At 69.1% G+C, this 25,158-nt stretch carries 23 protein-coding genes and 1 pseudogene; 10 read left to right on the top strand and 14 right to left on the bottom strand.

What is annotated here, in order from left to right; translation table 11 throughout:
* From AB0399_RS01830 to galU, 6 genes and pseudogenes are all read right to left on the bottom strand, one after another.
* Positions 1–569: pseudogene (locus AB0399_RS01830) on the bottom strand (hypothetical protein); the annotation flags it as partial.
* Between the two features lie 128 nt (positions 570–697).
* Entirely contained in the window at positions 698–1,318 is a 621-nt protein-coding gene (locus AB0399_RS01825; protein WP_329374228.1) for a GNAT family protein, read from the bottom strand.
* Positions 1,315–1,881 (bottom strand): MogA/MoaB family molybdenum cofactor biosynthesis protein, encoded by a 567-nt coding sequence (locus AB0399_RS01820; RefSeq protein WP_366409917.1) that lies wholly within the window; start codon positions 1,879–1,881, stop codon positions 1,315–1,317. Before AB0399_RS01820 ends, AB0399_RS01825 begins: the two co-directional genes overlap by 4 nt.
* Positions 1,878–2,360: a cyclic pyranopterin monophosphate synthase MoaC gene (gene moaC / locus AB0399_RS01815; RefSeq protein WP_329368458.1), complete on the bottom strand. Its 483-nt coding sequence runs from the start codon at positions 2,358–2,360 to the stop codon at positions 1,878–1,880. Before moaC ends, AB0399_RS01820 begins: the two co-directional genes overlap by 4 nt.
* A gap of 88 nt (positions 2,361–2,448) precedes the next feature.
* Complete coding sequence (gene glp, locus AB0399_RS01810) at positions 2,449–3,771, bottom strand: gephyrin-like molybdotransferase Glp (RefSeq protein ID WP_329368456.1); 1,323 nt, start codon at positions 3,769–3,771, stop codon at positions 2,449–2,451.
* The gene (galU, locus tag AB0399_RS01805; RefSeq protein WP_329368455.1) at positions 3,768–4,676 is read right to left on the bottom strand and encodes a UTP--glucose-1-phosphate uridylyltransferase GalU; all 909 of its coding nucleotides are present in this window, start codon (positions 4,674–4,676) and stop codon (positions 3,768–3,770) included. Before galU ends, glp begins: the two co-directional genes overlap by 4 nt.
* A gap of 81 nt (positions 4,677–4,757) precedes the next feature.
* Here galU and AB0399_RS01800 point away from each other — a divergent pair, with 81 nt between their 5' ends.
* Positions 4,758–5,372: a 5-formyltetrahydrofolate cyclo-ligase gene (locus AB0399_RS01800; protein ID WP_366409916.1), complete on the top strand. Its 615-nt coding sequence runs from the start codon at positions 4,758–4,760 to the stop codon at positions 5,370–5,372.
* On the opposite strand, the gene AB0399_RS01795 is transcribed toward AB0399_RS01800, so the two are convergent.
* The gene (locus tag AB0399_RS01795) at positions 5,362–8,103 is read right to left on the bottom strand and encodes a penicillin acylase family protein (protein ID WP_366409915.1); all 2,742 of its coding nucleotides are present in this window, start codon (positions 8,101–8,103) and stop codon (positions 5,362–5,364) included. The two genes, AB0399_RS01800 and AB0399_RS01795, sit on opposite strands and share 11 nt — an antisense overlap.
* A 179-nt stretch (positions 8,104–8,282) precedes the next feature.
* On the opposite strand from AB0399_RS01795, the gene AB0399_RS01790 reads away from it, so the two are divergent.
* The 5 genes from AB0399_RS01790 (at position 8,283) to AB0399_RS01770 (ending at position 13,767) form a co-directional block, all read left to right on the top strand.
* Complete coding sequence (locus tag AB0399_RS01790; protein ID WP_366409922.1) at positions 8,283–9,776, top strand: potassium/proton antiporter; 1,494 nt, start codon at positions 8,283–8,285, stop codon at positions 9,774–9,776.
* Between the two features lie 211 nt (positions 9,777–9,987).
* Positions 9,988–11,319, top strand: a complete 1,332-nt coding sequence (locus AB0399_RS01785) for an MFS transporter (protein WP_366409914.1) — start codon at positions 9,988–9,990, stop codon at positions 11,317–11,319.
* A 66-nt stretch (positions 11,320–11,385) separates the two neighbouring features.
* A complete protein-coding gene (locus tag AB0399_RS01780; RefSeq protein WP_329368449.1) occupies positions 11,386–11,703 on the top strand; it encodes an FmdB family zinc ribbon protein in 318 nt (105 codons plus the stop codon).
* A gap of 104 nt (positions 11,704–11,807) precedes the next feature.
* Entirely contained in the window at positions 11,808–12,662 is an 855-nt protein-coding gene (locus AB0399_RS01775) for an S-methyl-5'-thioadenosine phosphorylase (protein ID WP_329368447.1), read from the top strand.
* Between the two features lie 844 nt (positions 12,663–13,506).
* Entirely contained in the window at positions 13,507–13,767 is a 261-nt protein-coding gene (locus AB0399_RS01770) for a hypothetical protein (RefSeq protein ID WP_366409913.1), read from the top strand.
* Positions 13,768–13,912: 145 nt separating this feature from the next.
* On the opposite strand, the gene AB0399_RS01765 is transcribed toward AB0399_RS01770, so the two are convergent.
* Positions 13,913–14,161 carry a hypothetical protein gene (locus tag AB0399_RS01765; protein WP_366409924.1) on the bottom strand — a complete coding sequence of 83 codons (249 nt, stop codon included), beginning with the start codon at positions 14,159–14,161 and terminating at the stop codon, positions 13,913–13,915.
* A 176-nt stretch (positions 14,162–14,337) separates the two neighbouring features.
* On the opposite strand from AB0399_RS01765, the gene AB0399_RS01760 reads away from it, so the two are divergent.
* The gene (locus AB0399_RS01760) at positions 14,338–15,429 is read left to right on the top strand and encodes a PLP-dependent cysteine synthase family protein (protein WP_366409912.1); all 1,092 of its coding nucleotides are present in this window, start codon (positions 14,338–14,340) and stop codon (positions 15,427–15,429) included.
* A gap of 116 nt (positions 15,430–15,545) precedes the next feature.
* On the opposite strand, the gene AB0399_RS01755 is transcribed toward AB0399_RS01760, so the two are convergent.
* Entirely contained in the window at positions 15,546–16,313 is a 768-nt protein-coding gene (locus tag AB0399_RS01755) for a VIT family protein (RefSeq protein WP_329368442.1), read from the bottom strand.
* Positions 16,314–16,429: 116 nt separating this feature from the next.
* The gene (locus tag AB0399_RS01750; RefSeq protein ID WP_328464954.1) at positions 16,430–17,425 is read right to left on the bottom strand and encodes a sigma-70 family RNA polymerase sigma factor; all 996 of its coding nucleotides are present in this window, start codon (positions 17,423–17,425) and stop codon (positions 16,430–16,432) included.
* Positions 17,426–17,627: 202 nt separating this feature from the next.
* Here AB0399_RS01750 and AB0399_RS01745 point away from each other — a divergent pair, with 202 nt between their 5' ends.
* Both AB0399_RS01745 and AB0399_RS01740 read left to right on the top strand, forming a co-directional pair.
* Positions 17,628–18,152 carry an N-acetyltransferase family protein gene (locus AB0399_RS01745; RefSeq protein ID WP_366409911.1) on the top strand — a complete coding sequence of 175 codons (525 nt, stop codon included), beginning with the start codon at positions 17,628–17,630 and terminating at the stop codon, positions 18,150–18,152.
* 110 nt (positions 18,153–18,262) lie between these two features.
* A complete protein-coding gene (locus AB0399_RS01740; protein WP_366409910.1) occupies positions 18,263–19,048 on the top strand; it encodes a class III extradiol ring-cleavage dioxygenase in 786 nt (261 codons plus the stop codon).
* Between the two features lie 208 nt (positions 19,049–19,256).
* On the opposite strand, the gene AB0399_RS01735 is transcribed toward AB0399_RS01740, so the two are convergent.
* The gene (locus AB0399_RS01735) at positions 19,257–20,765 is read right to left on the bottom strand and encodes an MFS transporter (protein ID WP_329368436.1); all 1,509 of its coding nucleotides are present in this window, start codon (positions 20,763–20,765) and stop codon (positions 19,257–19,259) included.
* Positions 20,766–21,006: 241 nt separating this feature from the next.
* Entirely contained in the window at positions 21,007–21,660 is a 654-nt protein-coding gene (locus tag AB0399_RS01730) for a helix-turn-helix domain-containing protein (RefSeq protein ID WP_366409908.1), read from the bottom strand.
* 212 nt (positions 21,661–21,872) lie between these two features.
* On the opposite strand from AB0399_RS01730, the gene AB0399_RS01725 reads away from it, so the two are divergent.
* Positions 21,873–22,349, top strand: a complete 477-nt coding sequence (locus AB0399_RS01725; protein WP_329368432.1) for a MarR family transcriptional regulator — start codon at positions 21,873–21,875, stop codon at positions 22,347–22,349.
* A 101-nt stretch (positions 22,350–22,450) separates the two neighbouring features.
* On the opposite strand, the gene AB0399_RS01720 is transcribed toward AB0399_RS01725, so the two are convergent.
* Together AB0399_RS01720 and AB0399_RS01715 are read right to left on the bottom strand one after the other, a co-directional pair.
* On the bottom strand, positions 22,451–23,275 hold the full coding sequence (locus AB0399_RS01720; RefSeq protein WP_366409907.1) for an ATP-binding cassette domain-containing protein: 825 nt from the start codon (positions 23,273–23,275) through the stop codon (positions 22,451–22,453).
* 111 nt (positions 23,276–23,386) lie between these two features.
* A complete protein-coding gene (locus AB0399_RS01715; RefSeq protein ID WP_329368428.1) occupies positions 23,387–24,916 on the bottom strand; it encodes an MFS transporter in 1,530 nt (509 codons plus the stop codon).
* Between the last annotated feature and the right edge of the window lie 242 nt (positions 24,917–25,158).

The following is a 25,158-nucleotide window of genomic DNA, read 5'->3' as shown; positions in this document are numbered from 1 at the left end:
GCGGCCTCGGCGGCGCGCCGCTGGTCGAGGCGCACCTCGTAGCGTCGGCGCTCCTGGCGGCGCATCTGACCGATGTAGACGGTCAGCAGGACCGCAGGGATGGCGGGGACCCAGAGGAGCGCGACGCCCCCCACTGCCGCGGCGATGGCGCCGATGGTGAAGGCGAGGAAGAGCGTGGTGGTGGTGCGGCGGCGCCGGGCGAGCAACTGGGCTCGCTGGTTGCCCGCGTCCCGGGAGCCGGCAGCCTGGGCGGCGGGCGCCGGGCGTGCCGCGGGGCGCCGTACCTCGGTCGCGGGCACGGCCAGCCCCCGGACGTCGACCGACGCGTCCGGTTCGTCCGGGTCGGCGTCGTCGTCCGGTGCGTCGGCGGCGGGGTCGACGGTCTCACCGCGCGCCTTGGCGACGCGCCGCTCCATCGCCGCCCGCCCGGACAGCAGCCGGATGGCGGTGCTGAAGCGTTCCGTCGGACGCGCTTCGTTGAGCTCGTCCTGCCTACGGAGCCACATCGGCACCAGGTAGGCAGCCCAGGCCCCGACGATGACTGCGTAGATGAGGCCGCTACTGCTCACGTGCTACACGGTAGGGGGGATCGAGACACGCCATTGGCAATTCGGCCCGGTGTGTCGCACGATCTGGCTGATACGTCGAGATTTTTGTGCGATGAACGCGCGATGAGCTTTACCGTCGAACAATAGTCTTATTTCTGGGGCGTGCCCGGCCTTGCCTGCCGCCATCGGCTGACGAGTCCGTCGGGCACTTCTTCCGCGGTGAGCGCGTAGACGAGGTGGTCGCGCCATCCGCCGTCGATATGCAGATAGCGCGGACGAAGCCCCTCCTCGCGGAAGCCGAGCTTTTCGGCGACCCGGCGGCTGGGCCCGTTCTCGGGCCGAATGCACACCTCCACCCTGTGCAGCCCGACCCGCCGGAAGCAGTGGTCCACGGCGAGCGCGACGGATGTGGGCATCACTCCCCGGCCGGCGACCGCCTCGTCCACCCAGTAGCCGATGTGCGCGGAGCACATGGAGCCCCAGGTGATTCCCGCGACGGTGAGTTGACCCGCGAGGCGCCCCTGGTAGTCGATGACGAACGGCAGCATGCGCCCGGCGTTCGCCTCCCGGCGCAGATGTCTGACCATCTGACGGTATGTGGGACGTTGTACGACCTGCCCCGGCGGCGCGGGCGGCACCGTGGCCTCCCAGGGGCGCAACCAGTCGCGGTTGCGCCGGTTGACCTCGCGCCATGCGCGCTGGTCACGCATCCGGATCGGGCGGAGGGTGATGTCACCGTCCACCAACTCGGCCGGCCAGGACCCGTTCAGCTCGGTCTCCCAGTGACGGATTGCGGATCATCGTCCGAGTGATGATCCGACTGCTCTTTCGGGTGATCGCCGCCACGGATCTGATCGACGGCATGTACGACGATCGGAGCGAGTACGGCAAGGCCGTCCTTCACCCCGCCGGTCGATCCGGGAAGGTTCACCACCAGGGTGCGGCCGGCGACCCCCGCGACACCACGGGACAGCGCCGCGGTGGGCACTTTCCGCCCGCCTGCCGCACGGATCGCCTCTGCGATGCCCGGTACCTCGTAGTCGAGCACCGCACGGGTGACCTCGGGGGTGCGGTCGGTCGGTGAGATCCCGGTGCCGCCGGTGGTGACCACGACGTCGTAGCCCGCGTCGACCGCCGCGATGAGCGCCTCCCGCACGGGCTCCCCGTCCGGGACCACCCGGGGGCCGTCCACGGCGAAGCCCCACTCGGCCAGCGCGGCGACGATCAGCGGGCCGCCGCGGTCCTCGTACACCCCCGCGGAGGCCCGGTTGGACGCGGTGACCGCCAGGGCGCGCGGCGGGCCCGGTGGTCGGCCGCCGCTGGGCGCGGTCATGGCCGCCGCCAGTCGCCGGACTTACCGCCGGTCTTCTCCTCGACCCGCACATCGGTGACGACGGCACCCTTGTCGACGGCTTTGACCATGTCGACAACGGTGAGCGCAGCGACCGCGACAGCGGTCAGCGCCTCCATCTCGACGCCCGTGCGGTCGGTCGTCCTGACCGTCGCGGTGATCTCGACCGCCTGATCGGTGACCGCCAGGTCGATCTTCACACCGGACAGCGACAGCGGGTGACACAGCGGGATGAGGTCAGGCGTGCGCTTGGCGCCCATGATGCCGGCGACCCGCGCGACCGCGAGCGCGTCGCCCTTGGGCAGGCCGTCGGCGCGTAGGAGTTCGACGACATGGGGAGCCACCAGGACGCGCCCGGTGGCACGCGCGGTACGTGCGGTGACGTCCTTCGCGGAGACGTCGACCATGCGGGCTGCGCCTGCCTCGTCTACGTGGGTGAGGTGCTGCTGCGCGCTGCTCATCGTTCTCCCGGTGCGGTCGCTTGGGCAGACACCGTACCGGCCTGCGACCGGGCGTGGCGCGCTGGCCCGCGAGCCGGGATGCCGGGTGCTAGTCCAGCACGACCACGTCGACTTCGCTGCCCGCGGAGAGCGAGGTGACGGCCTCCGGTACGACGATCAGTGAATCGGCGTGCGCGAGGGCCTTGACCAGGTGGGAAGCGGCGCCACCCACAGGGGTGACAGTACGGGAACGCTTGTCGTACTGCGCACGCAGGAACTGCCGCCTGCCGTCCGGCGAATCCTCGATCGCGGTGGTGCACGCGGCTTGTACGACCCGCCGATGAACGTCACCCGCGCCCATGAGCGTGCGGATGACCGGTCGTACGAACATCTCGAACGACACATAGGCGCTCACCGGGTTGCCCGGCAACGCCAGCAGCGGTGTGCGCTCGGGGCCGATCCGCCCGAAGCCCTGCGGCTTGCCCGGCTGCATCGCGAGTGTGCGGAAGTCGACATACCCGGCGGCCTCCTCCGCGTCCTCGCCGAACGATCCGCCCAGTGACGACAGCGCCTCCTTGACGACATCGTAGGCACCGACGCTGACTCCCCCGCTGGTGACGATGATGTCCGCGCGGATGAGCTGGTCCTCGATGGTGGCGCGCAGCGTCTCGACCTCGTCGACGACCGCGCCGACCCGGTACGCGATGGCGCCGGCGGCCCTGGCCGCGGCGGTGAGGGCGAAGCTGTTGGAGTCGTGGATACGGCCCGGGCCCAGTTCCTCACCCGGCTGGGCCAATTCGCTGCCGGTGGAGACGACCACGACCCGGGGGCGCGGTCGGACGGTGACCGTACCGCGGCCGATCGCGGCCAGCAGTCCGATCTGGGGCGCACCGAGCACGGTGCCCGCGGCGAGTGCCAACTCCCCCGCGGTGACATCACTGCCGCGGGCCCGTACGAACTGCCCGGTCTCCGGGGCCTTGTGCACGCGCACCTCACCGCCGGCGCCCCCGGGGTCGTCACCGAAGGACGCCATGGAACGGACCGGCCCACCGCCTGTGCCACCGTCGGTCCACTCGACGGGGACAACAGCCTCGGCGCCGGGGGGAAGCGGGGCTCCGGTCATGATGCGGGCGGCCTGACCGGGCCCCACGGTGGGTGGCTCGCCGCTGCCGGCGGCGATGTCGCCGATCACGTCGAGTACGGCGGGGTGGTCGGTGGTCGCGGCCTTGGTGTCGGCGACCCGGACGGCGTAACCGTCCATGGAGCTGTTCGGGAACGGTGGCAGGGAGGTCGGCACCGTGACGTCCTCGACCAGTACGCACCCTTGGGCGTCGAGGAGTTGCAGGTCGATCGGGTCCAGCGGGGAGAGCTGCCCCAGGATGTTGTCCAGGTGTTCTGTGACGGACCACAAACGATCGACGTCGTGACTCACTCTTGCATCTCCTCATTGACGTACGAACGCAGCCAGGTCCTGAAATCGGGCCCCAGGTCTTCACGTTCGCATGCCAGTCGGACAATCGCACGCAGGTAGTCGCCGCGGTCGCCGGTGTCGTAGCGGCGCCCGGTGAAGACGACGCCGTGGACGGGGCCGCCGTCGGTCTCCTGGTGGGCCAACTCGCGCAGCGCGTCGGTGAGCTGGATCTCACCACCTTGGCCCGGCTGGGTCTTCTTGAGCACCTCGAAGACCCCGGGGTCGAGCACGTAGCGTCCGATGACGGCGTAGAAGGACGGCGCCTGTGAGGTCTCGGGCTTCTCGACCAGGTCGGTGACACGCACGACATCGGAGTAAGTGGTGGGCGCTATGGCGGCCGACCCGTACAGATGGATGCTGGCCGGCTCCACCTCCATGAGTGCCACGACGCTCCCCCCGTACTCCTCCTGGACGGCGATCATCCGTGACAGCAGCGGGTCGCGCGGGTCGATGAGGTCGTCGCCGAGCAGTACCGCGAACGGCTGGTCACCGACGTGCGGTTCGGCGCACAACACGGCGTGCCCCAGGCCCTTGGGGTCGCCCTGGCGCACGTAGTGCATGGTGGCGAGGTCACTCGACTCGCGAACCTTGGCGAGCCGGGACTCGTCACCCTTGCGGCGGAGGGCCTCCTCGAGCTCGTAGTTGCGGTCGAAATGGTCCTCCAGCGGTCGCTTGTTGCGTCCGGTGACCATCAGCACATCCGACAACTGCGCCGCGACCGCTTCCTCGACCACGTACTGGATCGCCGGCTTGTCGACCACCGGCAGCATCTCCTTGGGAGTGGCCTTGGTGGCCGGCAGGAACCTGGTCCCCAGCCCCGCCGCCGGGATGACAGCCTTGGAGATCCGTGTACGTGTACTCGTCATGCCGTGCACCATAGCGGCGAAGAATGTGGAGAAGATGAAGAACGGGTGGATTATGGCTTATACACAATGCTTGGGCATGGTATGAGCGGGGTTCGAACGCGCAAGGCCGCGTTGCGGGTACGGCTCCTGGAGGCCAGGCGCGCGTTGACCGCGGATGAACGCCAGGCGGCGAGCGCGGCGCTGGTGCAGAGGGTACGTGACTGGGCGCCGCTGGCAAGGGCCGGGACGGTGGCCGCCTACGCGTCCATGGGCACTGAGCCTGGAACGCATGATCTGATCGCCGCCCTGCACGCCGACGGCACGCGCGTACTGCTTCCGGTGCTTCAGGCCGACAACGACCTCGACTGGGCCGGCTACGACGGCCCTGGCAGCCTTGAACGTACCTCCCGCGGCCTCCTGGAGCCCAGCGGCGCGCGCCTGGGACCACAGGCGGTCACGCAGGCGAGCACGGTGCTGCTGCCCGGGCTCGCCGTCGACCGCCACGGTGTGCGTCTGGGCCGCGGCGGCGGCTCCTACGACCGGGTGCTGGAGCGCCTGTCCGCGGCCGGGACGCATCCCGCGCTCGCAGTGCTCCTGTACGCGCGCGAGGTGGTCGACGCGGTTCCGCGTGAACCGCACGACCACCTCGTCGACGCCGCCGTCACTCCCGAGGGTGTGCGCCGCTTCCGTCACCCGGGCGGCACAGCTACGGAGTGAGCGCCATCTTCGCCTTTGTCGCCTTGTCGACGCGCTTGTCGGAGAAGTACCAGGGCAGCAGCTTCCCCGCGGCCCACAGGCTCGTCTGGTCGGTGTAGTGAGCGTTGTAGGCGTGTCCTGAGGCGCCGGTGAGGTTGATCCAGCGGGACTTGTCGAAGTCCTGGAGGTTGACGATCATCCGCATGGAGGGCACCCACTCGACGTCGTACCCGCCGGCCGCGTTCCAGCCGGTGGCGTCGACGGCCGCCTCGCCGCCGCTGAGCTGCCAGGGGCCGCGGTTGAGCATCCACTTCAGGACACCGGGACCGTCGGTGCCCAGCGTCTGGTTCTTCAGGTCCAGCTTGTGGAGCCGGCCCCAGCTCCAGGTGTCTATGTCCTTGCCGAGCTTGGCGGTCAGTTCGTAGCGGGCGTCCTTCATGGCCTGCTCGAGCAGCTGGTCGCGGTCACTGCGGTGGGCCGCGTTCTGGTCGACGCCGAAGAACGCGGTCGTGGACATCGTCCACCACTGGCTGTCGGGCTGCTGGAGGATGTTGCGGACCACCTCGAACCAGCGGTCGCCGCCGTCGGGCTGCGCCTCGTCGGCGTCCCGCTCGCCGCACTCCTCGATCGTCTTGGGCTTGCCGTCGAGGTCGTCGACCGGACCGGTCTCCCCCACGGGCGGCACCCTCAGGCACTGGCCCTTGGGACGTAGCTCCTTGGGCAGCTTGTTGCCGAACGCCAGCTTCAGGACGTTACGCCACACCGCGTTGAAGTAGGCGGCCGCCGCCGAGTCCGAATCCTGGTTGTAGTCCCATCCTTCGAGCAGCTTTTGTGCGTCACGCACATAACTGCCCTTGTCATTCTTGATGTTGATCTTCAGCAGGTACGGCACGAGCAGCTTGGCGATCTCGCTGCTGTCGTCGTTCTGCATGGACTGCATGTCGTCCATGGAGATCTTGCCGCCGTCCTTGATCTTGGACGCGATGAGGTCGTTGATGCGCTGGCTGCGGGTGCCGTAGTCCCAGTCGTTCGTCAGCAGGTACGGGTACTTGCTCTGGTCGATGACGGCCTGGTTCGCGGTGACGATGTAGCCGCTCGGCGGGTTGTACTCGTACGGCATCGACTTGAAGGGGATGTACTTCTTCCAGTCGTAGTGCGAGTCCCAGCCGGGCACGGGATAGGTGCCGTCGTCGCCCGTGGCACGGATCGGGACCTTGCCTGGCGCCTGATAGCCGATGTTGCCCTTGGTGTCGGCGTAGATGAGGTTCTGCGACGGCACGGCGAAGTCCGCAGCCGCCGCGCGGAACTGGGTGAAGTCCGTCGCCCTGTCGAGCTCGAAGACGGCGTCCATGGTCTTCGACGGCTGCAGCGCGGTCCAGTTCAGGGCGACCGCGTAACCGCCGTTGACGCCCCCTGGCGGATCGGTGACGGGCGCGGTCTCTCCGACGGTGCGCAGTTCGTCGCTACGGTCGGAGATCACCGGTCCGTTGTTCGTCTCGCGGACGGTGATCGTACGGGGCTTTCCGCCGGCGACCTTGATCGTCTCACGCCTGGTCGTGAACGGCACCTGCTTGCCGTCGCGCAGGTACGTCTTCGCGGTGACCTTCTCCAGGTAGAGGTCGGTCACATCGGCACCCAGGTTGGTCATGCCCCAGGCGATGTCCTGGTTGTGGCCGATGATCACACCGGGCATGCCGGAGAAGGTGAATCCCGTGACGTCGTAGGGACACGACTTGCTCACCGTGCGGCAGTGCAGACCCATCTGGTACCAGACGGAGGGCAACTGGGGCGCGAGGTGCGGATCATTGGCCAGCAACGGCTTGCCCGTTGTCGTGTACTGACCGGACACCACCCAGGAGTTCGATCCGATGCCGCTGCCGGTCGGACCGAGCAGCGTGGGCATCTGGTCGATGATCTGAGAAATCCCGGCAAGCTGGGTGTCGACGGTGCTGCTGAGACCCTGCGGGTCGCTTGAGCCGGCGTTGCTCTGCGAGTCGGCCGAACCCGCGGGCTTGTACACCTTGGTGGCCGGGTCGACCGTACCCGCCTCGACGATCGGCTGGTTGCGACTGTAGGGATAGTCGGGATACAGCTGCTTGATCTGCGCCTGGCTGAGTCGACTCGTCATCAAGGTGCGGTCGATCTCGTCCTGCATGTTGTCGCGCAGGTCCCATGCCATGGCCTTCAGCCATGCGACCGAGTCGACGGGCGTCCAGGGCTCCGGCTTGTAGTTGTTGCTCAAGGACAACGCGGCGTACTCCACCGACAGCGAGGCACCGCTGTGGTCCTTCAGGTACGCGTTGACGCCGTCGGTGTACGCGCGCAGGTACTCCTTCGTGGAGGAGTCGAGCTCGGTGTCGTACTCCTTCTGCGCGATGCCGTGCCAGTTCAGGGTGCGCAGGAAGGCGTCGGTCTCGACCTCGCTCTTGCCGAACATCTCCGACAGCCGCCCGGAGGTGAGGTGGCGGCGCACGTCCATCTCGTAGAAGCGGTCCTGCGCCTGAACGTAGCCCTGGGCGCGGAAGAGGTCGTCGGGGGTGTCGGCGTAGATCTGCGGGATGCCGTTGGCGTCCCGGTCGACGTCGACCGGCGCGGACAGGCCCTTGAGCTTCAAGGAGCCCGACGTCTGCGGGAAGGAGGCGCGCACCGTGCTGACGCTCCAGTACGACCCGTAGCCGAGGCCCGCCACGAGCAGGAGCACGACCGCAATCACGATGAGGCGTAGGCGGCGGGACTTCTTCCGTGCGGGCATCGCTGTCCTTCGAGGGGCAGGGTGGACCGGATGATCAAGTGCTGATGGTGCAAGGGCAACCATAGGCGTACGGCCTGTGGCCGGGAGACGCGGCGTCCAGGTGACCATGCCGTGGACCGAGGAACGTCAAGGGAGGGTAAATTGTTAGGTAAGGCAATGAAGTTGAAAGGATCGAGCCCCTGACTGTCCACCACCTGAACGAGATCCTGCTGATCGGCGCCTCGGTCCTCCTGGTCGCTGTGGTCGCTGTGCGGCTCGCCTCACGCAGCGGGCTTCCGACGCTCCTCATCTACCTCGGCATCGGCGTGATTATCGGACAGGATGGCCTGTTCGGCTTCACCTTTGACGATGTTCAGCTCACTCAAGTGCTGGGCTACGCGGCGCTGGTGGTGATCCTCGCCGAGGGCGGCCTCGGCACGAAGTGGCACGAGATCAAACCCGTGGTTCCGGCGGCCGCCGTCCTGGCCACCGTCGGCCTGCTGGCGAGCGTGTTCATCACCGCCGGCGCAGCACACTACCTGGTCGGCCTCGGCTGGCGTCAGGCGCTGATCATCGGCGCGGTGGTGTCGTCGACGGACGCCGCCGCCGTGTTCTCGGTGCTGCGGAACATCTCGCTCCCCAAACGGGTGACCGGCGTCCTGGAGGCCGAGTCGGGGTTCAACGACGCCCCAGTGGTGATCCTCGTGGTGGCGTTCTCCGCGGCCGGGCCCATCGACCACTGGTACCAACTGCTCGGCGAGATTGCGCTGGAACTGGTGATCGGCGCCGCCATCGGCCTGGCGGTGGGCTGGTTCGGCGCGTACGCCCTCAAGCACGTCGCTCTGCCGGCGTCCGGCCTATACCCGATCGCCGTCATGGCCATCGCGGTGGTCGCCTACGCTGCCGGCGCCATGGCGCACGGCTCCGGCTTCCTGGCCGTCTACCTCGCCTCGCTCATCCTGGGCAACGCCAAGCTGCCGCACCGCCCAGCGACCCGCGGCTTCGCAGAAGGGCTGGGGTGGATCGCACAGATCGGCTTGTTCGTGCTGCTCGGGCTCCTGGTGACTCCGCACGAGCTGGGCGACGACATAGTGCCCGCCATCGTCATCGGGCTCTTCCTGACGCTGGTCGCCCGACCCGCATCGGTCGTCGTCAGCCTGGTGCCGTTCCGCGTCCCATGGCGCGACCAGGCGCTGATGTCATGGGCCGGGCTGAGGGGGGCGGTGCCCATCGTCCTGGCAACCATCCCCATGGTCGCCGATGTCACGGACAGCAAACGGATCTTCAACATCGTCTTCGTCCTTGTGATCATCTACACCTTGGTGCAGGGACCGACGCTGCCCTGGATGGCGCGGCACTTGCACCTGGGCGATGTCGACGGCGCCGGGACCGCCGACCTGGGCATCGAGTCCGCGCCCCTGGAACGGCTGCAAGGGCACCTGCTGTCCGTCGCGATCCCGGGCGGCTCCAAGATGCACGGCGTCGAGGTCGGCGAGCTGCGACTGCCGCAGGGCGCCGCTGTGACGCTCGTGGTGCGCGACGGCAAGAGCTTCGTGCCGCTGCCGGCGACGATGCTGCGCAGGGGGGACGAGCTACTCGTCGTGACCACCGATCCGGTACGTGACGCGACGGAGGACAGGCTTCGCGCCGTCGGACGCGGCGGCAAGCTGGCGGGCTGGCTGAGCGGCGGCTGATGACTTCGGATGGCGGACACGAGGTGAGGTTTACGTATGATGATCCGGTATTAGTCGAGTGCGACCCCTGCCTGACGCAGGACCGGCGCGGTGATCCGCGCTGAGCGGACGGTCCTCGGCGCGAGCGCGGCCAAAGGCACGTGTACGCGTCACCAGGCGGCAGAAAGTCCGGATCGTGGCATCCAAGGTGCCCACCCCTTCGCCTTCCCCCATGCCCTCCTCGCCTCCCCGACCGGCGCCACAGGCGTCAGGTTCGACCGCCTCGGGCACGCAGCCGGACGGGGAAGCTCGTAGCCCGGGATATCGCAGCCTCCTGCGCACCCCCGGCGCCTGGGCGTTCGTCCTGCCCGGCCTCGCCGCGCGGCAACCGTTCGCGATGCTCACCATCAGCATGGTGCTGCTGGTCCGGCACGCGACGGGTTCCTACGGGATGGCGGGTGCAGCGGCGGCCATCACGGGGGCGGCGAGTGCGCTGTGCGCGCCGCAGGGCGGCCGGCTCGCCGACCGCTACGGGCAGCGCGCGGTCCTGCTCCCCGGAGTCGTCCTGCACGCGCTGTCCGTCACGGCAGTGGTGGTGCTGGCCGTGTCCGGGGCACCGGCGTGGGCACTCCTCTCGACAGCCGTGCCGGCGGGCGCCACCGTCCCCCAGGTCGGGCCCATGGTGCGGTCACGCTGGGCCGTCGCGCTGGACGATCCGCTGTCGCCCCTCATGCAGACCGCGGCCGCCTTCGAGTCGGTGACCGACGAGCTCACCTTCGTGGTGGGTCCCGTCATCGCGACGGCTCTGTGCACAGCGGTCCACCCGGCGGCGGGGCTGGTCGCCGAAGCCGCGCTGACCCTCGTCGGCGGCATGCTCTTCGCGGCCCAACGACGATCCGAGCCGCATACGCACCAAGCGTCGGCTAGCGAGGGAAGGGCGCACACCTCCGCCTTGTCGCTGCCGGGGGTGCGTGCCTTGGCGGTCGCGTTCCTGGGCGTCGGGGCAGTGTTCGGCGGCATGCAGGTGTCGCTCGCCGCGTTCACGCAGGAAGTCGGCAGGCCGGGGCTCAACGGCGTGCTCTACGGCACGTTCGCGGCCGGCAACATGGCGGCCGGTGCGGTCTACGGCGCGGTCTCCTGGCGCCATGCGCCCCGCACCCGGCTGCTCGCCGCCTATGTGGGCCTCACGGTGGCCTGCGCGCCTCTGTGGGCCGCTCACTCCCTCGCCTTGTTGAGTGTGCTTCCGCTGATCGCAGGTCTGTTCATCGCACCCACGATCGTGACCGGGTACTCGCTTGTCGACGCCCTGGTGCCGCGAACGGCCCGAACCGAGGCGTTCACGTGGCTGACCGGGGCCGTCGCGTTCGGGCAGGCGATAGCGGTGACGGTGGCGGGTCTGCTGACCGACGCGCGGGGCTCGTCGGCCGGTTTCGTGGTGCCGCTGGTGGGCACATCGCTGGCACTCGTGGTGCTCGTCGGGCTCCGCGGGCGACTGGTGCCCGCTCCCTCGGGAGTGGGCGTGGCAGGTGGGATCGGTCACCGTCCGCCGGTCTCAGTGGACTGACGGCGGGAAATACTGCACTATTGAGCGTCGTTAGCACTCAACAAGTGAGAGTGCCAGGAGGAGCAAGTGCCGACGTACCAGTACCAGTGCACCGAGTGCGGCGAGGCCCTAGAGGCGGTGCAGAAGTTCAGCGATGACGCGCTGACCGAGTGCCCCAACTGCGCCGGACGGTTGCGCAAGGTCTTCTCGGCGGTGGGCGTGGTCTTCAAGGGCTCCGGTTTCTATCGGACCGACAGCCGCGGCTCGTCGTCGAGTAGCACCCCGGCGCCCAAGAGCGGCGGTTCGGACACCAAGTCCACCGAAAGCAGCAAATCGTCGAGTTCGAGCAGCACGACGACGTCCGGCACCTCCTCGTCGTCGTCGAGCAGCACGTCGGCCGCCTGACCCGCACGTTCGTCCCCGGCCCGACACTCCAAGACCTTACGAACCCCTGCTGTCCCTACAGCAGGGGTTCGTCGTGTCTGCGGCCGCCGATTAGGCTGATCCACATGGTGGAGAGCAGCGGCGCGCAGGCGCAGGCCGAGATCGGCGTCATCGGTGGATCGGGGTTCTACTCGTTTCTCGACGATGTGACAGAAGTCACCGTCGATACTCCTTACGGCGCTCCCAGTGACTCCCTGTTCATCGGCGAGGTCGCCGGACGCCGGGTGGCATTCCTGCCGCGACACGGCCGCAAGCATCATCTGCCCCCGCACAGGATCAACTACCGCGCCAATCTGTGGGCGCTCGCGGCGGTCGGCGCGCGCCAGGTCCTCGGGCCGTGCGCGGTCGGCGGTTTGCGCGCGCAGTTCGGTCCGGGCACCCTCCTCATCCCTGACCAGTTGGTCGATCGGACGAAAGGCCGCGTCCAGACCTACTTCGACGGCGAGACCCGAGCCGACGGGCAGACGCCCAACGTGGTTCATGTGACCTTCGCCGACCCCTACTGCCCTGTCGGCCGGAGTGCCGCGATCAGCACTGCGCGGGCCGGCGGCTGGGACGCCGTGGACGGGGGGACGCTGGTCGTCGTGGAAGGACCGCGGTTCTCCACTCGCGCGGAATCCCTATGGCACGCCGCGCAAGGATGGTCGGTCGTGGGGATGACCGGGCACCCCGAAGCCGTCCTCGCCCGGGAACTCGGGCTCTGCTACACGTCGTTGACGCTGGTTACCGACTTGGATGCGGGCGCGGACACCGGTGACGGCGTCTCGCACGAGGAGGTGCTCGAGGTGTTCGCCGCCAATGTCGGGAGGATGCGCGACGTCCTCTTCGATGTGGTCAAAGCGCTGCCCGCCGACAGCGAACGGAACTGCCTGTGTGTCAACCCGCTGGGCGGCCAGGAACCCGGCATCACGCTTCCCTAGCGGCGCCAACCCGATAAGTCAACGAGCAGAATAATTTTCACCCTGCTAGGCAACCCGTTATCCACAGGGTGTCGGTTATCCACAGGTGCTCGAACGATGTTGCGGGAAATGCGTCATCGTGGATACGCCGACTGATTGCGGTCGGCGTATCCTCCACGTCGGGCGGTGTTCGAGCATGAATTTCCCCAATCCCCCCATGTCTTCCGCATCCTGCGTTCCTGCCGGGCCGCACCCCGGATCGGCATCCAGCACGCCCGAGTCGTACACACCGCCACGCGTCGCGGTGCCGGTCTTCCCGCCCATCCGCGCAGGCGGACGAGGCGGAGGAAAACTCGGTGCGGCGATTCGACGTAGACGGCGACATCTTGCCACCGGGTTGGCCGTGGTGGCAGCGGTAGTTGCGGTCTCCTCGGCACACGGCGCTTCGCCACGGCGCGAACAGGCGGCACCCCGCGCGACCGCGCGGACCTCCCCGACCACCCCCGCGTCGCGTACGAGTCCCGAGACGCGGCTGGTGAAGGCACCGGTACGGATCGCCGATCCGGAAACGGTAGCTCTGCTGCGCCCGGGTGCGCGTGTGGATGTGCTCGCCGGCGCCCGGGTGGTGGCTTCGAGTGTCGCCGTGGTGTCGGTACCGCCAAGTTCAGCTCAGCTCCAGCAGGCGAGTCCCGTAGCGCCCGAGAACGCCGGCACGAGTGGCGGCGCGCTGATCGTGCTGGCCGTGCCGCGTCGCACGGCCGCGGCACTGTCCGGGGCCGCCGCGACGTCGCCCCTGGGGGTGGCTCTGTGCTGAACCGCCCGCCCACGAAGAGCAATCAGACAGCCACGGGCCCCAGCACCCTTCATGACGGCACACATCAATCCGCCGCATCGGGAGCCGAGGAGACGCACAACACTGTGCGGCGAAGGCAATCCGAACCTGCCGGCCAGGTCCAAGGAAATTCTCACACACGGCAATATGATCGATCTCATCGTCGTGGCGCTCACCGGTGCCGTGTTCAGCAATATCGCGAACTCGGCGGCGAGCGAGTTCATCGGTCCGCTCGTCGGTGCATTCGGTATGACGGACCCCGCTGGGCACTCGTCCTGTCACAAAAGGCCGTGAATGGTGAACTTCAAGGGCGACGAGACCCTGCCGCTGAGGGACGTCAGAAACGTGACTGCCGCCCGCAGCGCTGGCGCCGGCAGTTGATCGGTGCGGCGAACGCGGTCCGTGGGAACGGTGACAGGGTCGGCGGCCGGGACCTGCTTCAGATGTGGTGCGGCGGCTTCTCGTTGAGGAAGCGCGTGAAGTCGTCGTCCGCCCCGCCCGAAGGGGAATCGCCCCAGCCCCGGTCGGTGTCGTCGGCGGCCGGCCGGTCGAGCGGGTCGTCGAAGACCAACCCGGCAGCCGCGGAGGACGGCACCCCGACCGGAGGTCGGCAGCCCGTGGTGGGGCGGACGGAGGGTCCCAGGCCCGATGTCGCGGGTTCGCGTCCGGTCTCGTCGCCTGTGGTCATGGCACCAGGGTACGGCGCCGCACAGGACTCGCGGGAGCCGTCCCCACCCAAGAAGGTGTACGGAGATACCCCAAGTGTCCGTTTGAGGCACCCGGCCGGATATACCTGGCCTCATGGACACCCCGAAGCCGACGCCGTCCCCAGCGCCACCGCACGCAAGCGGACTCGTGCAGGTAATGGACCTCGACCGAAGCGACCCCGCGTACCGTCGCTGGTTGAGCACTGCTGTGGCGAAGGTCCATGCCGACGCCAACAGGTCCGCCGATACCCATTTGCTGTCAGTTCCGCTCCCGGCGGACTGGGGCGTCGACCTCTATCTGAAGGACGAGTCGACTCATCCGACGGGCTCGCTCAAGCACCGGCTGGCCCGCTCACTGTTCCTCTACGCCCTGTGCAACGGGTGGATCAGGCCGGGGCGCCCGGTGATCGAGGCTTCGAGCGGCTCGACGGCGGTCTCGGAGGCGTACTTCGCCCGTCTGATCGGTGTCCCCTTTGTGGCCGTGATGGCCCGCGGAACGGTACGGGCGAAGGTGGAGCTGATCGAGTTCCAGGGCGGCCGATGTCATCTGGTCGACAACCCGAGCGAGGTGTACGAGGCGGCTGCCCGGCTGGCCAAGGAGACCGGCGGCCACTACATGGACCAGTTCACGTACGCGGAGCGGGCGACGGACTGGCGCGGCAACAACAACATCGCGGAGTCGATCTTCAGGCAGATGGCCGCGGAACGCCATCCGGTCCCGACCTGGATCGTGGCGACGGCCGGGACGGGGGGCACCTCGGCGACTCTGGCCCGATACGTGCGCTACGCGCAGGCGACGACGGGTATCTGCGTGGCCGATCCGGAGAACTCGGCGTTCTTCCCGGGCTGGCGGGACAACGACCCGAGCGCGACGACCGCGACGGGTTCGCGGATCGAGGGGATCGGCCGGCAGCGGGTGGAGCCGAGTTTCGTGCCGGGTGCGATCGACCGCATGATGCGGGTACCGGACGCGGCCTCGGTCGCCGCCGTCCGCGTCCTGGCGAAACTGCTGGGACGGCGGGCGGGGGCATCGACGGGAACCGGCCTGTGGGCGGCGTTCCGGATCATCTCCGAGATGCGTGAGCGCGGCGAGCGCGGCAGCGTCGTCGGGCTGCTGTGCGATCCGGGCGAGCGTTACGTGGAGAAGTACTACGCGGACGCGTGGCTGCTGAAGCAGGGCCTGGATATCGCGCCGTATCTGGAGTGTCTGGAGCGGTTCCTGGCCACCGGGCGGCTGGAGGGGCCGTAAGCCGGGTAGCTCCGGTTGGACCGCACCGCCTCTTCTGCTTGCTGCACTGGTCTCCTTCGTCATCTGGTGATCCGGAGGCAGCGTTCGCCGGTTCCTGAGTGTGGGCCGGACCTGCCTCAGACCCCGGTGGCGCTAAGGAGCGTGCCAACGGCGTAGGTGACGGCCATCGCGATGACGCCGCCTGCGACGTTACGGACGACGGCTGGGCGTACCGGGGCGTTGCCGAGAAGGGCGCTGATCCTGCCGCATGTGACGAGCGCGACGAGTACGGACACGACGGTGACAGCCAGGCGCCAGCCGTGGGGTGGCAGCACGATGGCGAGCAGCGGCAGCAAGGCGCCGGCCGTGAAGGAGACGAAGCTCGCCCAGGCGGCGTGCCAGGGGTTGGCGAGTTCGTTCGGGTCGATGCCGAGCTCGACACGGGCGTGGGCGCCCAGGGCGTCGCGGGCGGTGAGTTGCTTGGCGACCTCATGGGCGAGTTCGTGGGTGATGCCTTGTTCTTCAAGCAGGCCTGTGAGTTCGGCGAGTTCGGCTTGGGGGGTGGCGGCGAGTTCTTCGCGTTCGACGGCTAGCGCGGCCTGCTCGGAGTCGCGCTGAGTGCTGACGGAGACGTACTCGCCGGCGGCCATCGACAGGGAGCCGGCGAGCAGTCCGGCCAGGCCGGCGGTGAGGAGCGCGGAGCGGGAGTCGGTGGCTCCGGCGACGCCGACGACGATGCCGGCGGTGGAGACCACGCCGTCGTTGGCGCCGAGGACGGCGGCACGCAGCCAGTTCAGGCGGGCGCCGAGGCCGTTGTGGTGCGGCTCGTCGGGGCGTTCCCTGGGGTGGTTCGCCAGGTCCGGTGCGTCGGGTCTGTCGCTGTTGCCGGCGCGGTCGTCGCTCATGCCAGGCAGCGTCTCATTCCGCGCCCTGCAGGCGGTGGCAGGACAGGCCGAACCCCGGCGCGGGGGGGATGCACCGGGGCTCGGGTCTTGGGGGCCACGGGTTGCGTGGCGGTGGGTTATGCCGCTTCGTAGTCCAGGCCGGTGGCGCGGGCCATGCGCTTGAGGTCGGCGAGCGCGTGCTTTTCGATCTGGCGGATGCGTTCGCGAGTGAGGCCGTGTTCCTTGCCGACCTCGGTAAGGGTGCGTTCACGGCCGTCCACGATGCCGTAGCGGGCCCGGATGATGGACGCGGTGCGGTCGTCGAGGCGGTCGATGAGGCCGTCGAGTTCCTCGCGGCGCAGCATGACGAGGACCGAGTCCTCTGGGGAGGGTGCGGCGCCGTCTTCGACGAGGTCACCGAATTCCGTCTCGCCTTCGGCGTCGACCGACATGTTGAGCGAGACCGGGTCGCGGGCCCAGTCCAGGACGTCGGAGACGCGCTCGGGGGTGGAGCCGAGTTCGGTGGCGATCTCGGAGGGTTCGGCGTCTCGGCCGTTCTCACGGTTGAATTCGCGCTGGACACGGCGAATCCTGCCGAGTTCCTCGACGAGGTGGACGGGCAGCCGGATGGTGCGCGACTGGTCGGCGATGGAGCGTGTGATGGCCTGGCGAATCCACCAGGTTGCGTAGGTGGAGAACTTGAAGCCCTTGGCGTAGTCGAACTTCTCGACGGCGCGGACCAGGCCGGCGTTCCCCTCCTGGATCAGGTCGAGCAGCGGCAGACCGCTGCGCGGGTAGCGTCGGGCGACGGCGACGACCAGGCGCAGGTTGGAGCGGATGAAGATGTCCTTGGCGCGTTCGCCTGCGGCGACGAGTGCTTCGAGTTCCTCGCGCTTGGCGTCGCTGCCCGCGGACGCGGGCAGTTCGGCGTCGGCGGTGAGTATGCGCTCCGCATAGACGCCTGCTTCGATGTCGCGGGAGAGCTCAACCTCCCTGGCGGCGTCGAGCAGCGGTGTGCGCGCGATCTCGTCCAGGTACATGCCGACGAGGTCGCGGTCGGCGACTTCCCCGCCTGCGGCGCGAACGCTGCTGGTCCCGCCTGCGTGACGACGGGCGACGGCACGGGTTGCCATGCGTGCTCCCTTTCGAAGGTGCGGTCGGTCTGTTTGTCGGATCGGTACGGTCGCTTCGTCGGCTTCCGCCGTGTGCGGCTTCCTTAGTTCTGCGGCTGCCCCATCCGTTCTGGATAACGACTGGAATACGGACACAATTCCCAAGTCGTCACCTGTTTTTTATGATCATGCAGTACCCTGTTCCGCCACACAGAGAGGCCACATGGTGGCAGATCGTATGAACGTGCAGGTCGACCCCGGCGGCGAGGCCGATCTGGCGGCCCTGACGGACATCTACAACCACTACGTCCGCGAGACGGCTGTCACGTTCGACGTCACTCCCCTCACGCCCGGCGAACGCCGTCCGTGGCTGCTCTCCCACCCGGAAGACGGCCCTCACCGGCTGATGGTTGCTCGGATACCCGGTTCGGACGGGCGGGTTCTCGGTTATGCGACCAGTAGCGCGTTCCGCCCGAAGGCCGCGTATGCGACGTCGGTGGAGACCAGCATCTACCTGGCGTCCGATGTCGGAGGGCGCGGCATCGGGACTCTGCTTTACGAGCGGCTTTTCGAGGCGCTGGCAACCGAGGACGTCCACCGGGCGTACGCGGGCGTCACTCTCCCGAATGACGCGTCGGTGCGCATCCATGAGCGGTTCGGGTTCCGGCAGGTCGGGCTGTACGAGGAGGTGGGTCGCAAGTTCGGCGAGTACCACGACGTGGCGTGGTTCGAGAAGCGGCTCGCCTGACATCGCGCCCTACCCGGCCTCCAGGACGCGGACCACCCGAGGCGGCTCTTTGAAGTTTCAATCTCATGGGATACCGTCAAGGCATACGGTTGAAACTTCAAGGAGGCGTGATGACCACGGCGGCACCGGAGCGCATGCCCGCGCTCTATCTCTCGCACGGCGCGCCGCCGCTGGCGGACGACCCCGTGTGGCCGGGGGAACTCGCCGCCTGGGCGGCCGCTCTGCCCCGTCCGAAGGCGATCCTGATCGTCTCGGCGCACTGGGAGGAGGCGCCTCTGGCGATCGGCGCCACCGGCCGCGTCCCCTTGGTGTACGACTTCTGGGGTTTCCCCGAGCACTACTACCAGGTGACGTACGACGCCCCTGGCGCCCCGGCGCTCGCCGAGGATGTGCGCAAGTTGCTGCGCGGCGCCGGGCGGCCGGTGCAGGACGTCCCTGAGCGCGGCCTGGACCACGGCGCGTACGTGCCGCTGGTGGAGATGTTCCCGGCTGCGGACATCCCGGTGCTCCAGGTGTCGATGCCGACGCTGGAGCCGCAGAAGCTGATGGAGATCGGGCGCAGGCTCGCGCCGCTCCGTGATGAGGGCGTGCTGATCGTCGGCAGCGGCTTCTTCACGCACAACCTGGCGGCACTGCGGCATGCGGGCGACGGGCCGCCGAGTTGGTCGACGGAGTTCGACGACTGGGGGCATCGGGCGCTGGGAGCCCAGGACATCGACGGGCTGCTGGACTTCGAGCACGCCTCCCCTTCGGGGCGGCTGGCGCATCCGCGTACCGAGCATTTCGCGCCGTTGTTCGTCACGCTCGGCGCCGCCGAGTCCGAGATCGGCGGTCAGCGCAGCATCATCGACGGCTTCTGGATGGGGCTGGCCAAGCGTTCCGTCCAGTTCGGCTGAGCAGTAGGACGCGCATACCCCTGCGGATTCGACGTATCGCGAAGGGCACGGCCGGCGGATTGAACGGCTTCGCTGCCTCCTCGAGCAAGGCAGGTACCGAGGCGGTCACGGCGGACACAAACGGCAGGTCCCCGTCGCATCCGGGAAAACCCGGGGCGACGGGGACCTGCCGTTTACGCGTCGGCGCCTGGGGCGCGGCGCTCGATCGTCAGTGTGCGACGACCGGGATGGCGATGTCCTCGAGGGAGTCGTCGCCGTCGGCACGGGTGCCCGTGTTCTGGACACCGGCGTTCAGGAAGGTGAACGCGATGGCCGAGGCCGCGAGCAGGATGCCCATCGCCACGTAGATGGCGACGGAGTAGCCGTGGACCGCGCCCTCGTTGATCAGCAGCGGGTTCGTCTTGTCAGCCGCACTGTGCATGTGGCTGGCCGCCCAGGAGGTGGTCGCGCTGGCCGCCAGGGTGTTCAGCAGCGCGGTGCCGATGGAGCCGCCGACCTGCTGCGAGGTGTTGACCATGGCGGACGCCACACCGGCGTCCTCCGGCCGCACCCCGTACGTCGCCAGGCTCATGGCCGGCATGAACGCCGTACCCATGCCCAGGCCCATGAGGACCAGGCCGGGCAGCAGCACCTCGGCGTAGCTGGAGTCGACCTTGATCTGGGCGAGGATGGCCATGCCGATCGCGGCGACCAGGAAGCCGGGCGCCATCAGCAGCCGCGGGCGGACCCGCAGCATCAGTCGCGCACCGATCTGGGTGGAGCCCACGATCATGCCGCCGACCATCGGCAGGAAGGCGAAGCCGGACTTGAGCGCCGAGTAGTCCTTGACCTGCTGGAGGTAGTAGGTCAGGAACAGGAACAGGCCGAACATGCCGATGACGGCGAGACCCAGCGAGAGGTAGATACCGCCGCGGTTGCGGTCGGTGACGACGCGCAGCGGCAGCAGGGGGCTGCGGACGCGCGCCTCGACGTAGGCGAACGAGCCCAGTAGCACCACGGAGGCGACGAACAGGCCGATCGTCATGCTGGAGGTCCAGCCGTCGGCCTCGGCGCGGCTGAAGCCGTAGACCAGGGCGATCAGGCCGGCGCTCGCGAGGACCACACCCGGGATGTCGAGGCGGTTGCGGTTGCGGCCCTTGGCGGGCTCGTGGATGTACATGACGGCACCGATGACGGCGACCACGGCGAACGCGATGTTGACGAAGAGCACCCAGCGCCAGTTCAGGTACTGGGTGAGGACGCCGCCGAGGATGAGGCCGACGGCAGCTCCGGCGCCGGCGATGGCGCCGTAGACGCCGAACGCCTTCGCGCGTTCCCTGGCGTCGGTGAACATGACCGCCAGCAGCGACAGGGCGGCGGGCGCGAGCAGCGCGCCGAAGGCACCCTGCAGGGCGCGGGCGCCGTAGAGCATCGCCGGGTTGACCGCCGCGCCGCCGAGGGCGGAGGCGGCCGCGAAACCGAGCAGGCCGACGACGAACGCGTTCTTGCGTCCCCACATGTCGGCGATGCGGCCACCGAACAGGAGCAGGCCGCCGAAGGCCAGGGTGTAGGCGGTGATGACCCACTGGCGGTTGCCGTCGGAGATGCCCAGCGCCTTCTGGGCGGATGGCAGTGCGATGTTCACGACGGTCGCGTCGAGCACGACCATCAGCTGGGCGAGCGCGATGAATATGAGCGCTGTCCAGCGCTTCGGATCAGGTTGGAGCTGTTCAGGCATGTGTGGTCTCACAGAACGAGTTGCGGAGTGACAGGACGTGGGGACGTGTGTCAGCAAGTGGTCCGGGTGGGATCGGCGTCCTCAACCCGGTTCCGGCGCACGGGGGAGACGAGCGGTCTTCTGTGGCGCCGGTCGGCCGCCGTACTGGTCGGCCGTTGCGTGCGGGTCGCGATCCGTGGAGTGATCGACGGCGCGGCGAAATCGCCCACGCTAATACCCGCCCGGGGTGACAAGCGAACGGTTAATGGCAGCCTTGCAGATCCTCCAGGGTCGCGGCGGTCCCCTCGAGCGTCGACCGCGCGGGGGCGCGCAGTCCGTCGAGGAAGAGTTGCAGGTGCCGTCGCATGAAGCGGTCGAAGCCGATGCAGCCGGTGCCCGGCAGCGGCCGGGTGAGCTGTGTCAGCGCGACCATGAGGTCGCCGACCGCGATGTCGCCGCGTATCTGGCCGGAGCACTGGGCCCGGTCCATGATCGCGGTGATCGCGCGTTCCATGCGGCGTGCTTCGTGGTCCACCGCGGGCTCGGCGCGGTCGAACGCGGTTGACAGCATGGGACACAGGGCGCCGATGCGTTCTTCAGCGGCCTCGAAGGCGAACCGCTGGAGTGCCGAGAGGGCGTCGGGCTCCTCGGCGAGTGCGTCCTCGGCGCGCTGCGCGGTACGGGCCATCACCGACAGGGCGACCTGGCGGACCAGTTCGGTGCGGTCCGTGAAGTGGCGGTACAGCGTGGCGTTGCCGACGCCGGCCCGACGCGCCACTTCGTCCAGGGGGACGTCCGGGCCGAACTCCACGATCGCCTCGCGGGCGGCTTCGACGATCCGCTCGCGGTTGCGGGTGGCGTCCGCACGCAGCCTCGCGGTGCGCGGCTTGGCGGCGGTGCCGATGTCGAGCGTCACGACCAAGCTCCTTTCGGCGGTCTGGGTGCCGGTGTCTGCCGGTGTCAGCTGGGCCCGGGAGGGCCGGTGGCGAAGCGGAGGGTCTCCCCGTTTCCGTACGCAGGGTTAAACGGGGAGTCGGTCCCCGGATATTTCCCGCGTATAAGTGAGGCGCGTCACATCCGATGATCCGTTTTTATTGAAGCTTCAATGAGGGGCCCTACGATGGGCGCATGAAGTGGCTGACCGAAGACGAGCAGGCGACCTGGCGTGCCTTCCTGCAGGCCACGACCCTGCTGGAGGATCATCTCGACCGCCAGCTCCAGCGGGACGCGGGCATGCCGCACATGTACTACGCACTGCTCAGCACGCTCTCCGAGACGCCCCAGCGCCGGATGAGGATGACCGATCTCGCCGAGCGGACCAAAATCACCCGCTCCCGGCTCTCGCACGCCGTCGCGCGCCTGGAGGGCAACGGCTGGCTGCGCCGCGAGAACTGCCCCTCCGACCGTCGCGGGCAGCTCGCGGTGCTGACCGACGCCGGGTACGAAGAGCTGGTGCGCACCGCACCCGGGCACGTCACCGCGGTCCGCACGGCGATCTTCGAGCGGCTCAGCCCGGAACAGGCCGAGCAGCTCGGGGAGATCTCCCGGATCATCGCCGACGGCCTGCACCACCCGCAGGGCGCGGACCTGCCCTGGCTCCGCTGAGCGCGCAGCGCAGCAAACTCCTCCACAAGCCGCTGAGCGGCCGTCTGCGGCGCTTTCGTCCCGAATTCGACCGCCGGGAGCCTGTCGGGCCCAGCAGGCCGTCAGCGGCGCCCTGAGCGGGCCAGCCACCGGCCTTCGTGGCGGCTGACCTCGATCGGCCGGCCGAAGCACTCGCTCATCCGCTCCGCGGTGAGGACGTCCCCGGCGGGACCCGCGGTGAGCACCCGGCCCTCCTTGAGGAGCAGCACGTGGCCGATGGCCGGTGACAGTTCCTCCAGGTGGTGGGTGACGGTGATCGTGGCCAGGGCGGTGCGGATGGTCGCGAGCCGGTGCATGGCGTCGATGAGGTCCTCGCGGGAGGGCAGGTCGAGCGCGTTGAACGGTTCGTCGAGCAGCAGCAGCGACGGGTCGGCCATCAGCGCCCGCGCCACCAGGATGCGCGCCCGCTGGCCGCCGGAGCACACGCCGAAGGCGCGGTCGGCGAGTTCCTTGATCTCCAACTCGGCCAGCAGGGCGTGTGCCCGCTCCCGCACCTCGTCGTCGTACTTGCGCCACAGCGGCTGCACGGTGCCGGTGTGGCCGGTCAGCACGATGGTGTGCGCGGTCGCGTCCTGCGGGACCTTCTGCGCGGAGGACACGAGGCCGATGTGGGCGCGCAGCTCTCGCATGTCGACGCGGCCCAGACGGTGGCCGAGCACCTCGACCGAACCGGTCGTCGGGTGCATGAGGGCGCCGATCAACCGGAGCATGGTCGTCTTGCCGGCACCGTTGGCGCCCAGCAGTGCCCAGTGCTCACCGGAGCGCACGGTCCAGTCGATGTCGTCGAGGATGACCTGGCCGGTGGTGTACCGGCGAACGCTGACTGCGTCGAGAGCCGCGACCACCGGCTGCGTGGGACCGGTCGTGTCCTTGCCGTTCGCTGCCATGGCGAAACGCTAGCTGTAGGCACCAACTGCCCGCACGCGCATTCCGCGATGTGGATACGGCCGCGTCGCGGCACGCCCATCGGCAGGCGGCCGCCGTCCCAGCCGCCCGGCTCACATCGCGGCGCCGCCCTGGGCGGTCGGGTCCGACAGGCTCGCGGGCACACCGCGCCGGTACAGCAGCAAGGTGACCACGAAGCCGACGGCGAAGAACCCGGAGGCCCACCAGTACGCGACCGAGTAGCTGTGCAGCTGCGCCTGGGCGGCGACCGCGGCGGACGGCGGCTTGCCCGCCGCGTACCGGGTCGCGGCGCTGGTGGCCAGGGTGTTGAACAGTGATGTGCCGATGGAGCCGCCGACCTGCTGCGAGGTGTTCACCATCGCCGAGGCCACGCCCGCGTCTCGGGGTTTGACGCCCGCCGTGGCGAGGTTCATACCGGTGGCGAAGATCATGCCCAGGCCCACACCCAGGACGAGCAGCGGGGGCAGCACATGGGCCGCGTAGGTGCTGTTGCGGTCGAGCGCCGTCAGCCACGCCATCGCGCCGGCGGACAGCAGCATGCCGGTCGGGACGATCGGCTTCGCACCGTAGCGCGGCACGAGGAGGTTCGTCGTGGTCACCGACACGATCATGATGACGGCGACCATCGGCAGGAACGCCAGGCCGGTCTTCACCGGCGAGTACAGCAGCGTCCGTTGCAGGTAGTAGGTCAGGAACAGGAACACGCCGAACATGCCCGCGCCCGAGATGAACATCGCGAGGAACGATGCGCCCCGGTCGCGGTCGCCCACCACGCGCAGCGGCAGCAGCGGTTGGCGTGCGCGCCCCTGCCACCACACGAAGGCGACGAGGAGCACGACCCCGACGAGCAGGAAACCCCAGGTGCTCGGGGCGCTCCACGGGTGGCGTTCGGCGTTCGAGAAGCCGTAGACGATGCAGAACAGACCGCCGGAGACCAGGATCGCGCCGGGAAGGTCGAGGGTGGGGCGGTCGGGCGGGGTCCCCGCGCGCAGCAGGCGCATGCCGCCGATGAAGGCGATGACGGCGAAGATCAGATTGACGTACAGGCACCAGCGCCAGTTCAGGTACTCGGTGAGCAGGCCGCCGAGGAGCAGGCCGACCGCGCCGCCCGCACCGGCGATGGCGCCGTAGATGCCGAACGCCTTCGCGCGCTCTCCGGGGTCGGTGAACGTCGTCGTCAGCAGCGACAGAGCCGCAGGGGCGAGCAGCGCCCCGAACATGCCCTGCAGGGCGCGGGCCACGACCAGCACCTCGAAACTCGGCGCGCCACCGCCGATGGCCGACGCGACCGCGAAACCGACCAGACCGATCAGGAACGTCCTCTTGCGCCCGATCAGGTCGGCGAGCCGGCCGCCCAGCAGCAGCAGGGAGCCGAACGCGAGCGCGTAGGCGGTGACGATCCACTGCCGGTTGCCGTTGCTGAATCCCAGTGCGGTCTGGGCGGAGGGCAGTGCGATGTTCACGATGGTCGCGTCCAGGACGACCATCAACTGGGCGAGGGCGACGACGCCCAGCACCCACCAGCGGTGGTTCGGGGAGTCGACGACGCTCGGACGCCGGGGCCGTTTCGTGCCGCCGCCCACGTCCGAGCCCGCAGAGGTTCCCTGGGTGCCACGGGCCATGAGGTGCTCTCCTTAGCGCGAGTGGCGCACCCCCCGAGGTCGGTCCCACGCTAGGCGCAGGTCGGAGGGGCTGCCACGTGGGAGCGCCACCGCGCCCACGTCTGCAGGGCCGGTCCTCCGACTCGTGGTCCGGGGACCGGCCCTTGCGCGCGGCTCGCGTCAGGTGGGCGGCGGCGCGGGTGCGGTGAGGGGCAGGGCGGATTCGGGGGGCCGCCCGCGCCCGGGCCCCGTCCCGGGCGTGG

This window comes from Streptomyces sp. NPDC088194, from assembly GCF_040702025.1.
Classification (GTDB): domain Bacteria; phylum Actinomycetota; class Actinomycetes; order Streptomycetales; family Streptomycetaceae; genus Actinacidiphila.
This window is presented reverse-complemented; position numbering and strand designations above follow the sequence as displayed.